The organism is Azospirillum sp. ST 5-10 (assembly GCF_051225715.1).
Lineage (GTDB): Bacteria > Pseudomonadota > Alphaproteobacteria > Azospirillales > Azospirillaceae > Azospirillum.
Map to the genome: position 1 here is coordinate 47,157 of NZ_JBPJSP010000015.1, position 15,396 is coordinate 62,552.

14 protein-coding genes are annotated in these 15,396 nt (G+C 71.2%); 12 read left to right on the plus strand and 2 right to left on the minus strand.

Translation table 11 applies throughout. From position 1 onward, the window contains the following. Positions 1–581 precede the first annotated feature (581 nt). Genes ACSBPG_RS17490 through ACSBPG_RS17500 form a run of 3 tightly spaced genes read left to right on the plus strand, consistent with a single transcriptional unit; the run spans position 582 to position 3,429 of the window. Positions 582–1,130 (plus strand): TRAP transporter small permease, encoded by a 549-nt coding sequence (locus ACSBPG_RS17490; RefSeq protein ID WP_435538479.1) that lies wholly within the window; start codon positions 582–584, stop codon positions 1,128–1,130. Continuing rightward, a complete protein-coding gene (locus tag ACSBPG_RS17495) occupies positions 1,127–2,404 on the plus strand; it encodes a TRAP transporter large permease (protein WP_435538480.1) in 1,278 nt (425 codons plus the stop codon). Before ACSBPG_RS17490 ends, ACSBPG_RS17495 begins: the two co-directional genes overlap by 4 nt. 14 nt (positions 2,405–2,418) lie before the next feature. Beyond that, on the plus strand, positions 2,419–3,429 hold the full coding sequence (locus ACSBPG_RS17500) for a TRAP transporter substrate-binding protein (RefSeq protein ID WP_435538481.1): 1,011 nt from the start codon (positions 2,419–2,421) through the stop codon (positions 3,427–3,429). A gap of 431 nt (positions 3,430–3,860) precedes the next feature. Here ACSBPG_RS17500 and ACSBPG_RS17505 read toward each other — a convergent pair whose 3' ends face one another. After that, entirely contained in the window at positions 3,861–4,586 is a 726-nt protein-coding gene (locus ACSBPG_RS17505) for a FadR/GntR family transcriptional regulator (RefSeq protein WP_435538482.1), read from the minus strand. A gap of 262 nt (positions 4,587–4,848) precedes the next feature. Between ACSBPG_RS17505 and ACSBPG_RS17510 the strand changes: the two genes are divergently transcribed. The 6 genes from ACSBPG_RS17510 to fhmpcd1 all read left to right on the plus strand — a co-directional run bounded on the left by ACSBPG_RS17510 (position 4,849) and on the right by fhmpcd1 (position 10,992). Next, a complete protein-coding gene (locus ACSBPG_RS17510) occupies positions 4,849–6,537 on the plus strand; it encodes a GMC family oxidoreductase (protein WP_435538483.1) in 1,689 nt (562 codons plus the stop codon). Positions 6,538–6,682: 145 nt separating this feature from the next. Continuing rightward, positions 6,683–7,822 carry a cupin domain-containing protein gene (locus ACSBPG_RS17515; protein ID WP_435538484.1) on the plus strand — a complete coding sequence of 380 codons (1,140 nt, stop codon included), beginning with the start codon at positions 6,683–6,685 and terminating at the stop codon, positions 7,820–7,822. Positions 7,823–7,848: 26 nt separating this feature from the next. After that, positions 7,849–8,979: an LVIVD repeat-containing protein gene (locus ACSBPG_RS17520; RefSeq protein ID WP_435538485.1), complete on the plus strand. Its 1,131-nt coding sequence runs from the start codon at positions 7,849–7,851 to the stop codon at positions 8,977–8,979. Positions 8,980–8,990: 11 nt separating this feature from the next. Continuing rightward, positions 8,991–9,398, plus strand: a complete 408-nt coding sequence (locus tag ACSBPG_RS17525; RefSeq protein WP_435538486.1) for a RidA family protein — start codon at positions 8,991–8,993, stop codon at positions 9,396–9,398. 26 nt (positions 9,399–9,424) lie between these two features. Next, a complete protein-coding gene (locus ACSBPG_RS17530; RefSeq protein ID WP_435538487.1) occupies positions 9,425–10,048 on the plus strand; it encodes a glutathione S-transferase family protein in 624 nt (207 codons plus the stop codon). A 14-nt stretch (positions 10,049–10,062) separates the two neighbouring features. Next, entirely contained in the window at positions 10,063–10,992 is a 930-nt protein-coding gene (gene fhmpcd1 / locus ACSBPG_RS17535; protein WP_435538488.1) for a 5-formyl-3-hydroxy-2-methylpyridine 4-carboxylate 5-dehydrogenase, read from the plus strand. A gap of 5 nt (positions 10,993–10,997) precedes the next feature. Here the strand turns inward: fhmpcd1 and ACSBPG_RS17540 are convergent, their stop codons facing one another. Further along, on the minus strand, positions 10,998–11,420 hold the full coding sequence (locus ACSBPG_RS17540; protein WP_435538489.1) for a hypothetical protein: 423 nt from the start codon (positions 11,418–11,420) through the stop codon (positions 10,998–11,000). Between the two features lie 128 nt (positions 11,421–11,548). Between ACSBPG_RS17540 and ACSBPG_RS17545 the strand changes: the two genes are divergently transcribed. The 3 genes from ACSBPG_RS17545 to ACSBPG_RS17555 all read left to right on the plus strand — a co-directional run bounded on the left by ACSBPG_RS17545 (position 11,549) and on the right by ACSBPG_RS17555 (position 15,394). Further along, positions 11,549–12,586, plus strand: coding sequence for a putative B6 ABC transporter substrate-binding protein (locus tag ACSBPG_RS17545; RefSeq protein WP_435538490.1), 1,038 nt, complete (start codon positions 11,549–11,551; stop codon positions 12,584–12,586). 142 nt (positions 12,587–12,728) lie between these two features. Continuing rightward, positions 12,729–14,303, plus strand: coding sequence for a putative B6 ABC transporter ATP-binding protein (locus ACSBPG_RS17550; protein ID WP_435538491.1), 1,575 nt, complete (start codon positions 12,729–12,731; stop codon positions 14,301–14,303). Next, a complete protein-coding gene (locus ACSBPG_RS17555; RefSeq protein ID WP_435538492.1) occupies positions 14,300–15,394 on the plus strand; it encodes a putative B6 ABC transporter permease subunit 2 in 1,095 nt (364 codons plus the stop codon). The genes ACSBPG_RS17550 and ACSBPG_RS17555 overlap by 4 nt, the downstream gene beginning before the upstream one ends. The last annotated feature ends 2 nt before the right edge of the window (positions 15,395–15,396 follow it).

Sequence of the window (15,396 nt, forward strand, 5' to 3'; positions counted from 1 at the left end):
CCGCGCCCGCCCCGACCTGGCGAATTCAGGCATATCGGCGGCACGCCGACGTTCCCTCCCCCGGCCGGGCCGGGGGAGGGAGGGACCCGGCCATAGGCTGGGAGGGTGGGGGCAAGGTGTACCAGGAGAACCGGCGCCTCCACCCGACGACCGAGGGGACCCGGCGTTCTCGCGAAACCTAGCCCCCACCCGGCGCCTGTGGCGCCACCCTCCCCCGGCGGAGCCGAGGGAGGATCAGGCCGGATCGCCGTTCAGGATATGCGTGAACACGATGACCCGCCCCGGGGGAGGGAACCCGGCGGCTTTCCGACCAAACCACCATCATGGCCGAAATATGGTTGACCGCAGACGGCCGCGGGCGTGAGCGCCGCCGCGGCATACGGACCATTTCGCCCGGTCTGGCGGAGGTCAGTGACGACCGGTCGGCGCATTTTGCTTGTCGTCGCCGAACATGATGGTAGGATTTCCGAAATGGTTCTTGAAATGGTTATGCCGTACGCCACCCGCATGCCCCCTGGCGGCCGACGGCCGCCGGCAGGTTTCCGGGTCCGGTTCTTTCAGCGAACACCGCGCGGGGACACATGAGCGTCGCACTCCAGAACCCAACGCATTCCCGCCTCGCCGCCGCGCTGGCCGGGGCGGGCCGCCTCGCCGGCGGCCTGCTCGCCGTGCTGCGCGTCGTGCTGGGCCTCGTCCTGCTGCTGATGGTCGTCGTCAACGTCGCCAACGCGGCGGGCCGCTACGGATTCGGCATCTCCTTCACCGGCGCCGACGAGCTGGTCGTCTACGCCGTGGTCTGGCTGGTCATGACCGGGATGGTCGTGGTCACCGCCGAGGGGCGGCATCTCAGCCTCGACGCCGTGCAGGGCTGCCTGCACCGCCGCGGCCGGCTCAACCTGGCCTTGTTCCACAACCTGCTGGTGGCGGCGTGCTGCGGCTACGCCGCGGTGCAGAGCTTCGCCTTCGTGTCCCGCGTCGCGCGGGTCGGCCAGGTCAGCATGGGGCTGGGCATCCCCACCGTCATCCCCCATTCCGCCCTGCTGGTGGGGTTCTCGCTGACCGCGCTGACGGCCGCGTGCCTGGCGCTCGGCACCCTGGCGGCGCTGGTCCGGGAAGGGGACGGGGCATGATCTGGACGCTGGGGCTGCTGCCGCTGGTCCTGCTGGCGCTCGGCACGCCGATCTTCGCGGTGTTCCTGGCGGGTGCGGCCGCCAGCTTCCTGCTGGTGCTGCCGACGCCGCCGATCGCCCTCCACCAGGTGATGATGGGCGGGCTCGACAACTACGCCCTGCTCGCCATCCCGTTCTTCGTCTTCGCCGGCGAGCTCATGGGGACCAGCGGCATCGCCGACCGCATGGTGTCGTGGGTGCTGGCGATCACCGGGCGGATGCAGGGCAGCCTGGGCGTCGCCACGGTGGGCTCCTGCACCCTGGTCGGCGCGGTGTCGGGGTCCAGCGCCGCGGCGGTGGCGGCGGTCGGGCGGGTGCTCTACCCGCGCCTGGTGCGCAGCGGCTACGGCGAGAGCTACGCCGCCGGCCTGGCGGCGTCGAGCGGGGCGATCGACATCGTCATCCCGCCCAGCATCGCCATGATCCTCTACGGGGCGGCGGCCGAGCAGTCGATCCCCAAGCTGTTCGCCGCCGGCGTCCTGCCCGGCCTGTTGATGGCGGCGATGATGGCGATCTTCGTCGTCGTCGGCTCGCGCTTCCGCGACATCCCGCGGACCGAGGGGTTCGACGCCGGGGTGTTCGTGCGGGCCACCCGGGCGGCGCTGCCGGCGCTGTCCATGCCGGTCTTCGTGCTGGCCGGGATCTATCTCGGCTGGTTCTCGCCGACCGAGGCGGGCGGCGTCGCCTGCGTCTACGCCATCGTCGTCGCCCGCTACGTGCACCGCACCATGTCGTGGGGCGACGTGCTGGCGGCGGCCAGCCGCTCGGCGCTGCTGACGGCGCAGATCCTGATCATCGTCGCGGCGGCCGGCGTCTTCTCGTGGCTGCTCACCCTGCAGGGCGTGCCGCAGGCGATCACCGGCTGGCTCACCGGCCTCGGTCTGACGGCCTGGGAGTTCCTGCTGGCGGTCAACGTGGTCCTGCTGATCACCGGCTGCTTCCTCGACCCGACCTCGGCGATCCTCGTGCTGGCGCCGCTGCTGGTGCCGTCGGTCATCCAGCTCGGCATCGACCCGATCCACTTCGGCATCGTCATGTCGGTCAACCTGGCGATCGGCATGTTCACGCCGCCGTTCGGGCTCAACCTCTTCGTCGCCCAGTCGGTGTTCGACCTGCCGCTGGGGAAGATCTACCGCGGGGTCATGCCCTTCGTGGCGGTGCAGGTCGCCGCCCTCGTGATCATCACCTACTGGCCCGAGCTGTCGCTGTTCCTCGCCCGCGCGGCCACCCCCTGATCGGAGCTTTCGACATGAAGAAACCAGTCCTGTGCCTGCTGACGGCGGCGGCCCTGGCGATCCTCGCCGGCCCCGTGAAGCCGGCGTCGGCCCAGACCGTGATGAAGCTGGCGAGCGCCACCATCAACGACGTCCAGCACGAGTGGCAGAAGCTGTTCGCCGAGGAGCTCGCCAAGCGCGTCGGCGACAAGGTCAAGGTCGAGATCTACCCGGCCAGCCAGCTCGGCTCGATCCCCCGCATGACCGAGGGGGTGCTGCTCGGCACCATCGAGTCCTTCATCTCGCCGACCTCGTTCCTGACCAACACCGACCCGAAGTTCGAGATCTTCGACGTGCCCGGCCTCTTCAAATCGCCCGAGCACGTCCACGCGGTGATCCACGACCCGGCCTACCGCGACCATCTCGAGACCATGTTCCTCGACCGCGACCTCCGGGTGATCGGCGCCATCTACAACAGCTCCACCCTGGTGCTGACCAAGGGCGACGTCACCACCCTCGACGGCCTCAAGGGACAGAAGATCCGCACCTTCGCGACACCGCTGCAGATGGAGCCGCTGAAGGCGGTCGGCGCCCTGCCGGTGCCGCTCGCCCTGACCGAGGTGATCCCGCAGCTGCAGACCGGCGGCATCGACGGCGTGCTGGCGGGCATGCCGATCCTCACCGCGTTCAAGTACTACGACGTCGCCAAGCACGTGCTGGACCTCAACTTCGCCCACATCGTCTCGGTCGACGTGGTCAACGAGACGTGGTTCCAGTCCCAGCCCGTCGAGGTGCAGGAGGCGATCCGCGCCGCCGGCCGCGCCGCCGAGCAGCGGGCCTTCTCCTGGGGCGTGGCGAACCTGACCCGCTCCGCCGACACCTGGACCGCCAACGGCGGCACCATCGCCAAGCTGCCCGCCGCGGAGCAGGCGGCGATGATGGAGCAGTTCGCGCGGATCGGCCTGTCCATCATCAACGACAAGCCGGCGGTCAAGGCGGAGTACGACCAATTGAAGACGCTGGTCGACGCCAAGGCGGCGCCGTGAGGATCACCTCGCCCCGGCGGGGAGAGGTCGGCCCGCAGGGGCGGGTGAGAGGAGGGGCGGGGGACCGGGCGACCAAGTGCGGAGCCCCCGCACCCGGCCCTCTCCGCGGCGGGGCCAGCGGATTCACACGTTTTCCGATGCCGGGCGACCGCCACTCCCTCGGCCCCGCCGGGGGAGGGGGGCGTCCGAAGGACGCCGGGTGGGGGCTCGGTTTCGCAGCAGCGCCGAACCCTTGGCGGTGCAAAACTGGGGCGCCGGCTCGTCCTGCAAGACCAAGCCCCCACCCTCCCAGCCTTCGGCCGGGCCCCTCCCTCCCCCGCCGGGGGCGAGGGAGGGTTGTGCCGCACCAGATGTGTGAATGCGTTAGTCCTGGCGGGGAGAGGGTCTCCGTCCTTTGCCTACGACTGGCGTCGGCCCCCCCTCTCCCGGCGTCAGGCCGCGGTGACGCCCGGCATCAGGCGTTCGGTGATGCGCTTCTGGACCGCCAGCAGGTGGGCGCGCATCGCCTGCTCGGCGCCGTCGAGGTCGCGCGCGGCGATGGCGGCGGCGATGGCGCGGTGCTCGGCGTCGCGCTGCTGGATGCGCTTGGGGCAGACGGCGGCGTCCTTGGCGCCGATGCGCACGCGGGCGTCGGTGCCGACGCGCCGCAGCAGCCCGTAGAGCTCGACCCCCAGGTTGTTCCGCGCCCCGGCCGCCACCGCCATGTGGAAGGCGAGGTCGACGGCGCCGGTCTCGGCCCCGGCCCCGGTGGTCGCCGCCGCCTCGATCTGGGCGATCTCGAAGGGCGAGGCGCGCAGGGCGGCGAGCCGGGCCAGGCCGGGCTCGACCACCATCCGCATCTCGATCACCTCGATGGGATTGGTGCAGATGATCAGCGTCTCGCCGGCGTCCGGCGCGGCGGCGTTGCGCGGCCGGCCGACCACCGGCTGGCCGATGTGGCCCTCCTTGCGCAGCAGCTCGAGCGCCGAGCGCAGCCGGTGCCGCTTGACCCGCAGCCCCTCCGCCAGCACACGCTCGGGCGGCAGGGCGGCGCCGGCCGCCACGATCTCGCGCACCGCGGCGGCGATCAGGTCGACCCGCTCCGGGTCGGACACCGGTTCCAGCTTGGGGAGATCGGCACCGGATGGCCGCAGCTTCACGAGCCTGCCACTCTGCATCGATGTGTTCCTGTTTCTGGCGACGGCGTGGGCAAACCGCCTCGGAAAGCGTCAGACATGCCGTGGAGAATAGCGTCCACTGGAATGGTTGACAAGTTTGGTTGAAAGGTGGTCAGCTCGAATTGGTTATTGCAGCGCTGAAGCAGCGGCTGCCCGCCAGCACCTTCCGGGCACCACCTGCCGACCAAAGGCCAACAGGACCGGCCGAAAAACAGCACCCCGTCTGCGCGTTCTAAGATAAACTCTTGAACGGGATTCAGCAATGGGTTCAGTAAGATCGTACGACTACGTCATCGTCGGCGCCGGCTCGGCGGGCTGCACGCTCGCCAACCGGTTGTCGGAGGACCCGGACGTCCGCGTGCTGGTCCTGGAGGCCGGCGGTTGGGACCGCGACCCGTGGATCCACATCCCGCTGGGTTGGGGCCGCATCCTGCAGAAGCGCCTGCACGACTGGAACTATTTCTGCGAGCCGGAGGCCAACGTGGACGGCCGCAGCGTCGAGTGCGCGCGCGGCAAGGTGGTGGGCGGCTCGTCCTCGACCAACGCCATGGCCTACGTCCGCGGCAACCGGCGCGATTTCGACCGTTGGGCGGAAACCGGCCTCGATGGTTGGTCGTACGCCGACGTCCTGCCCTACTTCAAGCGCCAGGAGCGCTGGGAGGGCGGGGAGAGCGCCTACCGCGGCGGCGGCGGGCCGCTCGGCGTGCAGACCTGCAAGTACCAGGACCCGCTGGTCGACAGCTTCGCCGCCGCCGGCCGCTCCGCCGGCTTCGCCTGGAACGACGACTACAACGGCGCCCGCCAGGACGGCTTCGCGCGCCTGCAGATGACCATCCGCAACGGCCGCCGGCAGAGCTGCGCCACCGCCTACCTGCGCCCGGCGCTGCGGCGCGGCAACGTCACGGTCGAGGTCAGGGCGCTGGCCACCCGCGTGCTGTTTCAGGGCAGCCGTGCCGTCGGTGTCGAATACCGGCGGGACGGCCGGCTGGAGGAGGTGCGCGCGTCGCGCGAGGTGATCCTCGCCGGCGGCGTCATCAACTCGCCCCACCTGCTGATGCTGTCGGGGATCGGCGACCCCGACCAGCTCGCCGCCCACGCCATCGCCACCCGCGTGGCGCTGCCCGGGGTCGGCCGCAACCTGCAGGACCATGTCTCCGTCATCATCTCCTACCTGCGCAAGGAGCCCGGGCCGTTCCACCGCATGATGCGGGCCGACCGGATCGGGCCGGCGATCCTCCAGGCCTACCTGTTCGGCACGGGCTTCGCCGCCGACGTGCCGGGCGGCATCACCGCGTTCCTGAAGACCCGCTCCGGACTCGACGCGCCGGACCTCCAGCTCCTCTTCACCGCCGCCCCCTTCACCGGCCGGCCCTACCTGCCGCCCTTCAGCCAGCCCTTCGCCGACGGCTTCGTCGCCCGCATCGTCATGCTGCACCCGGAGAGCCGCGGCAGCGTCCGCCTCGCCTCGGCCGATCCCGCGGCGGCGCCGCGCATCCACCAGAACTTCCTGAACCGCGACGCCGACTGGGCGACCCTGCGCGAGGGCATGCGGATGACGCGCGCGATCATGGGGCAGCCCGCCGTCCAGCCCTTCGTCGCCAGGGAGGCGCTGCCCGGGCCGGCGCGGACCGCCGACGCCGACCTGGACGCCCACATCCGCGCCACCTCGATCACCGTCCACCACCCGCTCGGCACCTGCAAGATGGGGCCGGAGTCGGACGCCATGGCGGTGGTCGGGCCCGACCTGCGGGTGCGCGGCGTCGACGGGCTGCGGGTCGTCGACGCCTCGGTGATGCCGGACATGCCGTCCGGCAACATCAACGGGCCGGTGGTGATGATCGCCGAGCGGGCGTCCGACCTCATCCGCGGCCGCTCGCCGCTGCCGCCGGCGGCGCTGCCGCAGGCGGACGCCGCCGTTCCGGGGGAGGTGGCCGTTCCCCTGGCGTCCTGACCATTGGTCGGGACGTCGGCCGACCGGGCCGTGCGAAAACTTGGCGGGACCGACCAATTTTCGCTTTACGGGGCAACCGCTCCAGATTACGGTTGGAAAATTGGTTGAGACACCTCGCCGTTCATCCGAACAGGAGCCCAACGCGATGAGCAGCCTCGACACCCTGAGCAACCGGGAGGCGGCGCTCAAGGCGCTGTACGACGACCTCCACGCCCGCAACCTTTTCCCGTTCTGGGCGACCTCGAAGGTCGAGCACGACGAGATCCGGCAGCTCATGGCGACCCGCCGCGCCGTGCCCCACCTGTGGACCTACAAGGACGACATCGAGCCGATCCTCAAGCGCTCGGCCGAGCTGATCACGACGGACGATTCCGACCGCCGCTCGGTCATCCTGGTCAATCCCGGCCTGGCGCCGCAGCGCGCCACGGTCAGCACCATGTACACGGCCTACCGGCTGAACGACCCCAACGAGATCATGCCGCCGCACCGCCACACGCCGAGCGCCATCCGCTTCGGCCTGATCGGCAAGGGCAACTTCACCGGCGTCGAGGGCGAGGACATCGTCTTCGGCCCGGGCGACATGGTGCTGACGCCGATCGACACCTGGCACAACCACGGCACCGTCGGCGACGAGCCCGCCATCAACCTGTCGGTCCTCGACCTGCCGCTGGTGGAGACCCTGAACGCCGTCAGCTTCGAGCACGACTACACGGAGGCCGAGGGCGGCCAGGACGTGCTGAAGAAGAAGCAGTCGGCCCGCTTTCCCGACGACTACTCGCACCGCATCTACGGCCAGGGCGGCCTGCGCCCGCGCTTCGTCAACCACAGCCGCGGCGCCGGCTTCTCCTCGCCCATGTACGTCTACCGCTGGGAGGCGATGGAGGGCATCCTCGACCGCCACAAGGACTGGGACGGCGACCCGCACGAGGCGCTGATGGTCGAGTACGTCGATCCCACCACCGGCGGGCCGGTGTTCAAGACCATCACCTTCTTCGCGCAGATGCTGCGGCCCGGCGAGAAGACCCTGCCGCTGCGCCAGACCGCCAGCCTGCTGGCCGCCCCGTTCCGCGGCCGCGGCCACTCCATCGTCGACGGCAAGCGCTTCGACTGGAACGAATTCGACACCCTGGCGATCCCCGGCGGGTCGTGGTGCGAGCACGTCAACGGGTCCGACAGCGAGCCCGCCATCCTGTTCGTGGCGAGCGACGAGCCGGCCCAGAAGGCCTTCTCGCTCTACCGCAAATGGGGGCGCACCGCCGACGGCGACACCGTCCGGCTCGTCTGACGCCGCACAGCGAAAGCCCTGACCCCATGCCCCAGTCCCTCAACACCACCCACCTGTCCCACATCGACTGCCCCGGCGGCGGGCAGGTCTGGGTCGACGGCACCACCCTCTACATCGGGCACATGCGGCCGCCGAGCGGCACGACCATCGTCGACGTCGCCGATCCCCGCAACCCGAAGGTGATCGCCCGCATCACCGTTCCCGACGGCTGGCACTCCCACAAGGTGCGCGTCAGCGACGGCATCATGATCGTCAACCACGAGCGCTTCGGCCAGGACGCGCCGGAGTTCGGCGGCGGGCTCGGCATCTACGACGTCTCCCGCCCGGCCGAGCCGCGGCTGATCTCGAAGTGGCAGACCGCCGGCAAGGGCGTGCACCGCTACGACTTCGACGGGCGCTACGCCTACATCTCGCCGACCGCCGAGGGGTTCATCGGCAACATCGCGATGATCCTCGACCTGGCCGACCCCGTGTCGCCGCGCGAGGTCGGGCGCTGGTGGATCCCCGGCCAGTGGCAGGCGGGCGGCGAGGAGTACCCGTGGGACCCCGCCTGGCCGACGCCGCGCTGCCACCACCCGCTGCGGCTCGGCGACCGGCTGTACGTCAGCTACTGGCACCACGGGCTGTTCATCCTCGACGTCTCCGACCTGTCGTCGCCCAAGCCGGTCGCCGCCCTCAACACCAGCCGCGCCTTCCCGCACCCCACCCACACCTGCCTGCCGATCCCCCAGACCCTGAAGGGACGGCGCATCATGGTGGTGGCGGACGAGGACGTCGCCAAGCTGTACCCGGCGCCGCCGGCCTTCACCTGGATCTACGACATCACCGACGAGCGCACGCCGGTGCCGATCTCGACCTTCCAGGTCGCCGGCATCGACACCACCGGCGAGCCGCAGCCGCCGATGACCGGCTGCCATCAGCCGTCGGAGCGCTTCAGCGGCTCGATCATCCCCTTCGCCTGGTTCGCCCAGGGCCTCCGCCTGGTCGACATCGCCGACCCGTTCGCGCCGCAGGAGGTCGGGCACTTCGTTCCCGACGTGCCGGCGGGCTCGCAGCGCGCCTCGTCCAACGACGTCACCCTGGACGAGCGGGGGATCATCTACCTCATCGACCGCGTCCACGGCGTGGACATCATCGAAACCAGCGTCTTCGGCTGAAGGGGAGGACCATGAGCGACGCCTCCAGCACCGTCCGCCCGCCGGACGTCTACCCGATCGGCAGGAAGAACCCGAACCTGCCCTTCCATCCGGCGATCCGCGCCGGCGACTTCATCTTCGTCTCCGGCCAGGTGCCCAAGGACGCCGACGGCACCATGATGACCGGGACGATCGAGGAGGAGACCCGGTGGACGATCCAGGCGATCGAGCGGATCATCGCCGAGGACGGCGCCACGCTCGCCGACGTCGTCCGCATCACGACCTACCTCGAGGACGTGCGCGACTTCGGCCGCTACAACCGCGCCTTCGCCGAGTTCTTCCCCGACGGCATGATGGCGCGCACCACCGTCGAGGCCCGCGCCGTCATCAACACCAAGATCGAAATGGAAGCGATCGTCTACAAGCCGCTGCCGCGGTGACGCCCGCCGAACGAGAGGATGATGTGATGATCAAGCTGCTGGGACGCCAGACCTCCGGCAACGTCCAGAAGGTGCTCTTCCTGCTCGAGGAGCTGGGCATCCCCTACACCCGCGTCGACTACGGCCGCCAGTTCGGCAACACCCAGACGCCGGAATACCGCGCCCTCAACCCCAACGCCAAGGTGCCGACCCTGGTGGACGGCGACCTGGTGATCTGGGAATCCCACACGATCCTGCGCTACCTCGCCGCCGACACCGACCTCGGCGGCGCCGGGCGGGCCGACAAGACCCAGGTCGAGCGCTGGATGGACTGGCTGCTGGCCTCGCTCAACACCCCCTACGTCGCCGTCTTCAAGGATTCGAAGAAGGCGCCGGAGGAACGGGCGCCGGACTTCGCCGCACAGAGCGCCGACATGATCGCCCAGCTCGCGATCCTCGACGGACAGCTCGCGGGCGCCGACTTCGTGGCGCTCGGCCGCTTCACCCTGGCCGACTGCGCGCTGGCGCCGGTCGTCGCCCGTTGCCTCGACTTCCCGGTCGAGCGGCCGGCGTTCCCCAACGTCGAGCGCTGGCGCGCGGCGATGGCGGAGCGGCCCGCCTTCCAGGTCGCGGTGGGCAGCCGGCCGAGCACGATCGCCCAGGCGGCCTGAGCGGGGAGGCCGGCATGCTGAAGGTCGCCATCATCGGGCTCGGCACCATGGGGCCGGGCATGGCCGGCCGCCTCGCCCGCGGCGGGGTGGAGGTGCGGGCCTACGACGTCGCCGACGCGGCCCTCGACCGGGCGCGGGCGGCGATGCCGCAGGTCGACGCCGTGCTCGACCGGCTCGGCATCGCGCCGCCCGCCGGCGGGGCCGGGACGGTCGCCTTCCACGGCGATCTCGCCGAGGCCGTCGCCGGCGCCGACCTCGTCATCGAGAACGTGCCGGAGCGGGTCGAGGTCAAGGAGCAGGTGCTGCGCGCCCTGTGCCCCCTCGTCGCCGACGACTGCGTCATCGCCACCGACACCTCGGGCATCCCGATCGGCACGCTGCAGGCCTTCGTCACCCGCCCCGGCCGCTTCATCGGCATGCATTGGTCGAACCCGCCGCACATCATCCCGATGATCGAGGTCATCCCGGGGGCGGCGACCGAGGAGGCGACGGCGGCCTTCGTCACCGACACCATCCGCGCGCTCGGCCTGATCCCGGTGCGGGTGCGCAAGGACGTCCCCGGCTTCGTCGAGAACCGCGTGCTCTACGCGCTGCTCAGGGAATGCGTCGACCTCGTCGACCGCGGCGTCATCGACCCGGAGGACCTCGACACCTGCGTGTCCTGGGGCATCGGCTACAAGCTGTCGGTGATCGGGCCGATGGCGCTCCTCGACATGGCCGGGCTCGACATCTACCAGTCGGTCTCGTCCTACCTGAACGCCGACCTGTGCAACGCCGCGACCACCAGCGCCACGGTGCGGGAGCGCACGGCGGCCGGCCGGCTCGGCATCAAGAGCGGCGGCGGGATGTACGAGTACACGCCCGAGCGCATCCGCGAGCTGCAGGCGGAGCGGGCGCGCACCCTGGTGGCGGCGCGCCTCGTCCTGGAGGGCAAGTCGCGGTGACCGGGTCAGCGGCACCGCAGGCGGTGGTCGCCGGCGGCGTCGCAGGAGACGCGGACGTCGGCGGCCGCCTCGCCGTGCCGCCGCGCCAGGGTCAGCGGGCTGCGCGTCGCCCAGGCCTCGCCGGCGAAGCCGCACCAGGCGGCCTCCACCGGCAGCCGGTCGCCGGCGGCGTTGAGCAGGAAGACGGCGCCGCTCGCCGGGTCGGACCACAGCTCGGCGCGCAGGGCCTCGTCGGGCATCGCCCGGCCCAGCTCGGCCGAGAACCAGTGGGCGATCTGGGCGACGCAGGCGATCGGCCGGCCGGACCGGTTGCGCACGTCGACGGCGGTCCGGTGCAGCGCCTCGCCGCCGGCCTCGCCGGCAACGGCCGGGCCGGCCGACAGCGCCAGGAGGACCAGGGCGGCCGCCGCCTTCGCTCGTTTCGTCATCGCGCAAGCTCTCGAACGTTGCTTGAACTCGAACCAGAATAACGGAACGTCATCGCAATCGCTACAGTAAACAAAATACAAGGTCAGGTTCTGCTGGCGTAAATCACTCTTGAACAGGGAGTCGTGCCATGAACAATTACAAGACCAGCCTCGTCGCATCGTTGTGCGCCTTGACCATCTCTTCCTTCTCCATCGCGGCGACGGCGGCCGAGGTGGAGAGCATCGCGGTGCTGGTGCCGGAGCAGGGGACCGACTTCGGCTGGAACCAGCAGGGCGTGGACTCCGCCAAGGCGGCCGCCGAGAAGGCCGGCGTCGAGATCACCGTGGCCCAGGGCCTCGGCTACGGCGACGTCCGCCCGACCTTGCGCGAGCTGGCCGAGGAGGGGGTCGACCTGATGATCGCCCACGCCAGCGGCTACAACACCGCGGCACCCGAGATCGCCGAGGAGCTGAAGGTCCCCGTCGCCATCGTCGACCGCCCCGACCTCCTGAAGCCGGGCCTCGTCGCCGACTACACCCTGAGCGGCCACGAGGGGGCCTATCTCGCCGGCCGCCTCGCCGCCAAGGTCAGCCGCACCGGCACCGTCGGCATCGTCGTCTCCGGCGAGCCGCCGAGCTGGAACAGCCAGTCCGCCGGCTTCGCCCAGGGCGTCAAGGCGGAGAAGCCGGACACCAAGATCGTCTACGCCGTCATCGGCCCGGCCGCCTACAGCGACGCCGCCGGCGGCCAGCGGGTCACCGGCTCGGTGATCGCCGCCGGGGCCGACGTGATCTTCGGCCAGGGCAACGGCTCCAGCTTCGGTATGCTGCAGGCGGTCGAGACCACCAAGGCGGTGGACGGCGGCAAGGTCATGTTCATCGACGTCATCGGCGACAAGTCCTCCCTCGACAAGGGCCACCTGCTGACCTCGGTGCTGTGGGACATGACGCCGGTCTACGGCGCGATGATCGCCGACCTCAAGGCCGGCACCTTCGGCACCAAGCACTACAAGATCCAGCTCGCCGACGATTCCGTGCGCCTGCTGAAGACCAAGAACGTCCCGGCGGAGGCCTGGGACGCGGTCATGAAGATCCGCGACGACATCGTCTCGGGGAAGGTCAAGGTCGAGCCGGTGTTCGACGCCGCCGCCGTCCGCTCGCTGGTGACGGACGTCGCCGCGAAGTAACGCCGGGCGCGCGTGTAGCGGTGCGGTGCCCCCACCCTAACCCTCCCCTGCGCCGCGGGGGAGGGAGGGGACCCATGCGGGAGCATGGGGAGGGTGGGGGCGACGCCTATGCCCGTGGCCCGTCCGTGCGAAAGGTCTGCCCATGCCCGACGCGTCCTCTCCGGTGATCGAACTCCGGAACGTCACCAAGCGGTTTCCCGGCGTGCTCGCCAACGACCAGGTCGACCTCGGCGTCCACGCCGGCGAGGTCCATGTGCTGCTGGGCGAGAACGGCGCCGGCAAGTCGACGCTGATCGCCATGCTGTCCGGCCTGCTGCAGCCCGACGCCGGGGAGATCCGCCTGGACGGCGCGCCGGTCCGGATCGCCTCGCCCAAGCGCGCCCTCCAGCTCGGCATCGGCACGGTGTTCCAGCACTCGATGCTGGTGCCGACCCTGACCGTCGCCCAGAACCTCTCGCTCGGCGCGCCGTGGTGGGCGCTGCGGCGGGAGGAGGCGGTGATCCGGCGCTTCGAGGCGCTGTGCGCCGACTTCGGCGTGCGCATCGATCCGCACCGGGTGACCGGCGCCCTGTCGCTCGGCGAGCAGCAGCAGGTGGAGATCTTCCGTGCGCTGCTGCGCGGCAGCCGGGTTCTCGTGCTGGACGAGGCCACCTCCATGCTGACGCCGCAGGGCGTGGCCGAGCTGGGGGCGCTGATGCGCAACCTGGCGCGGCGCTCGATGGCGGTGATCCTGATCACCCACAAGCTGCGCGAGGCCTTCGACTTCGGCGACCGCATCTCGATCCTGCGGCTCGGCCGCAAGGTGGCCGAGCTCGGCCCCGACCAGCTCCGCGACGGCGACGAGCACGCCCTGCACCAGACGGTGGTGCGCAGCATGTTCGGCGGCGCCACCGGCACCACCCACGTCCGCCGCCCGGCGGCGGCCGACGGTGCGGTGCGGCCGCCGGTGCTGGAGGTGCGCGGCCTGTCGGTCCCCGGCGTCGGCGACGGCCGGGTCAGCGGCGCCAGCTTCGCCGTCCGCGCCGGCGAGATCCTCGGCATCGCCGGAATCGACGGCAACGGCCAGAAGCAGCTCGCCGAGGCGCTCGCCGGCCAGATCCGCGCGTCGGCCGGCGAGATCCTGCTCGACGGGCGGCCGATCGGCGCGCTGGAGGTCGGCGCGCGCCGCCGCCTCGGCCTGCGCTACGTCACCGACGACCGGCTGGGGGAGGGGACGGTCGGCACCTTTCCCATCGCCATCAACCTGCTGCTCAAGGAGGTCGGCCGCGACCCGTTCTGGCGGCGCGGCATCGAGCAGCCGGGACGCATCCGCGACCACGCCTGCCGCCTCGTCGAGGAGTTCGACGTCCGCACGCCCGACGCCGAGACGCCGATCGGCCGGCTGTCCGGCGGCAACATCCAGAAGGCGGTGCTGGCCCGCGAGCTGTTCGGCGGCGCGCGCGTCGTCGTCTACAACAAGCCGACCTACGGGCTCGACGTGCAGAACATCGCCTCGGCCCGCCGCCGCCTGAGCGAGGCGGCGGACGCCGGGGTCGCGACCGTCCTGATCTCCACCGACCTCGACGAGATCCTCGACCTGTCCGACCGCATCGCCGTGATGGCGGGCGGGCGCATCGTCGGCATCGTCGACAACGACGGCGACGCGCGGTCGGTCGTGGCGGAGCTGATGGTGGGCGACGAGCCGGACGGGATCACCAGGGACGGAGAAGCGGCATGATGGTGGAACCGGCCCAGTCCGTGGGATCGGGTGCGTTGGGGCCGGCCGCCGCGGCGGCCGGGCGGGCGGCGCTGAGGATCGGCCTGACGGCCGGGGCGCCGGTGGTGCTGGCGCTCGTCCTGTCCGGGGCGGTGCTGTGGCTGATGGGCTCCGACCCGCTCGACTATTACGGCTACGTCGTGCGCCGCGCCTTCCTCACCGAGTCCGGCTTCCAGGCGACGCTGACCCGCATGGCGCCGCTGCTGCTGCTGGCGGCCGGGCTGATCCTGGCCTTCCGGGCGGGCCTGTGGAACCTCGGGCTGGACGGCCAGTTCATGCTGGGCGCGGTGGCCGCGGCGGCGGTGGCACCGGCGCTGGCCGGGGCGTGGCCGGTGCCGGCGGTGCTGCTGGCGGCGGCGCTGGCCGCGGTGGCGGCCGCCGCCCTGTGGTCGCTGCTGCCGGCGCTGCTGAAGGCCTACCACGGCGTCAACGAGATCATCACGACCCTGATGATGTCGTTCCTCGGCCTGTCGGTCGCCAACGCGCTGGTCAAGATGGTCTTCCTCGACCCCGGCACGACCGTGCCGCAGACCCGCACCCTGGCCGTCGCCGACCGGCTGCCGCCCCTGCCGGGGACGACGGTCAGCAGCGGCCTCGTCATCGGCCTGATCGCCGTCGTCGCGGTCCATCTCGTGATGACGCGCACCAGCTTCGGCCTGCGCCTGCGGATCGTCGGCGCCAACCCGCGCGCCGCGGTCCATGTCGGGCTGCACGTGCCGCTGCTGACCCTCGCCGTCTTCGCCCTCTCGGCGGGGCTGGTGGGGCTGGCCGGGGCGGTGGAGATCCTCGGCGTGCACGGCAACGTCCGGGCCGACTGGAACCCGGCCTTCGGCCTCGCCGTCATCCCGCTGGTCTTCCTGGCCCGGCTCAACGGCCTCGCCAGCATCGTCTACGTGCTGTTCTTCTCCGCCCTGCAGATCGGCGCCGAGAGTGCCGCGCGCCGGCTCGGCGTGCCCCACTACTTCTCGCTGGTCCTGGTGGCGAACCTGCTGATCGTGCTGGCGCTGGTGGAACACCTGGCCCAGCGCTGGCGCCTCGACGCGCGGAGCTGACG

Bases quoted from the DNA above. Each gene is read 5' to 3' on its own strand.
- ACSBPG_RS17555 (WP_435538492.1), top strand. From the start codon at position 14,300: ATGATGGTGGAACCGGCCCAGTCCGTGGGATCGGGTGCGTTGGGGCCG.
- ACSBPG_RS17515 (WP_435538484.1), top strand. From the start codon at position 6,683: ATGAGCAGCCTCGACACCCTGAGCAACCGGGAGGCGGCGCTCAAGGCG.
- ACSBPG_RS17530 (WP_435538487.1), top strand. From the start codon at position 9,425: ATGATCAAGCTGCTGGGACGCCAGACCTCCGGCAACGTCCAGAAGGTG.
- ACSBPG_RS17525 (WP_435538486.1), top strand. From the start codon at position 8,991: ATGAGCGACGCCTCCAGCACCGTCCGCCCGCCGGACGTCTACCCGATC.
- ACSBPG_RS17550 (WP_435538491.1), top strand. From the start codon at position 12,729: ATGCCCGACGCGTCCTCTCCGGTGATCGAACTCCGGAACGTCACCAAG.
- ACSBPG_RS17505 (WP_435538482.1), bottom strand. From the start codon at position 4,586: ATGCAGAGTGGCAGGCTCGTGAAGCTGCGGCCATCCGGTGCCGATCTC.
- ACSBPG_RS17545 (WP_435538490.1), top strand. From the start codon at position 11,549: ATGAACAATTACAAGACCAGCCTCGTCGCATCGTTGTGCGCCTTGACC.
- fhmpcd1 (WP_435538488.1), top strand. From the start codon at position 10,063: ATGCTGAAGGTCGCCATCATCGGGCTCGGCACCATGGGGCCGGGCATG.
- ACSBPG_RS17490 (WP_435538479.1), top strand. From the start codon at position 582: ATGAGCGTCGCACTCCAGAACCCAACGCATTCCCGCCTCGCCGCCGCG.
- ACSBPG_RS17495 (WP_435538480.1), top strand. From the start codon at position 1,127: ATGATCTGGACGCTGGGGCTGCTGCCGCTGGTCCTGCTGGCGCTCGGC.
- ACSBPG_RS17520 (WP_435538485.1), top strand. From the start codon at position 7,849: ATGCCCCAGTCCCTCAACACCACCCACCTGTCCCACATCGACTGCCCC.
- ACSBPG_RS17540 (WP_435538489.1), bottom strand. From the start codon at position 11,420: ATGACGAAACGAGCGAAGGCGGCGGCCGCCCTGGTCCTCCTGGCGCTG.
- ACSBPG_RS17510 (WP_435538483.1), top strand. From the start codon at position 4,849: ATGGGTTCAGTAAGATCGTACGACTACGTCATCGTCGGCGCCGGCTCG.
- ACSBPG_RS17500 (WP_435538481.1), top strand. From the start codon at position 2,419: ATGAAGAAACCAGTCCTGTGCCTGCTGACGGCGGCGGCCCTGGCGATC.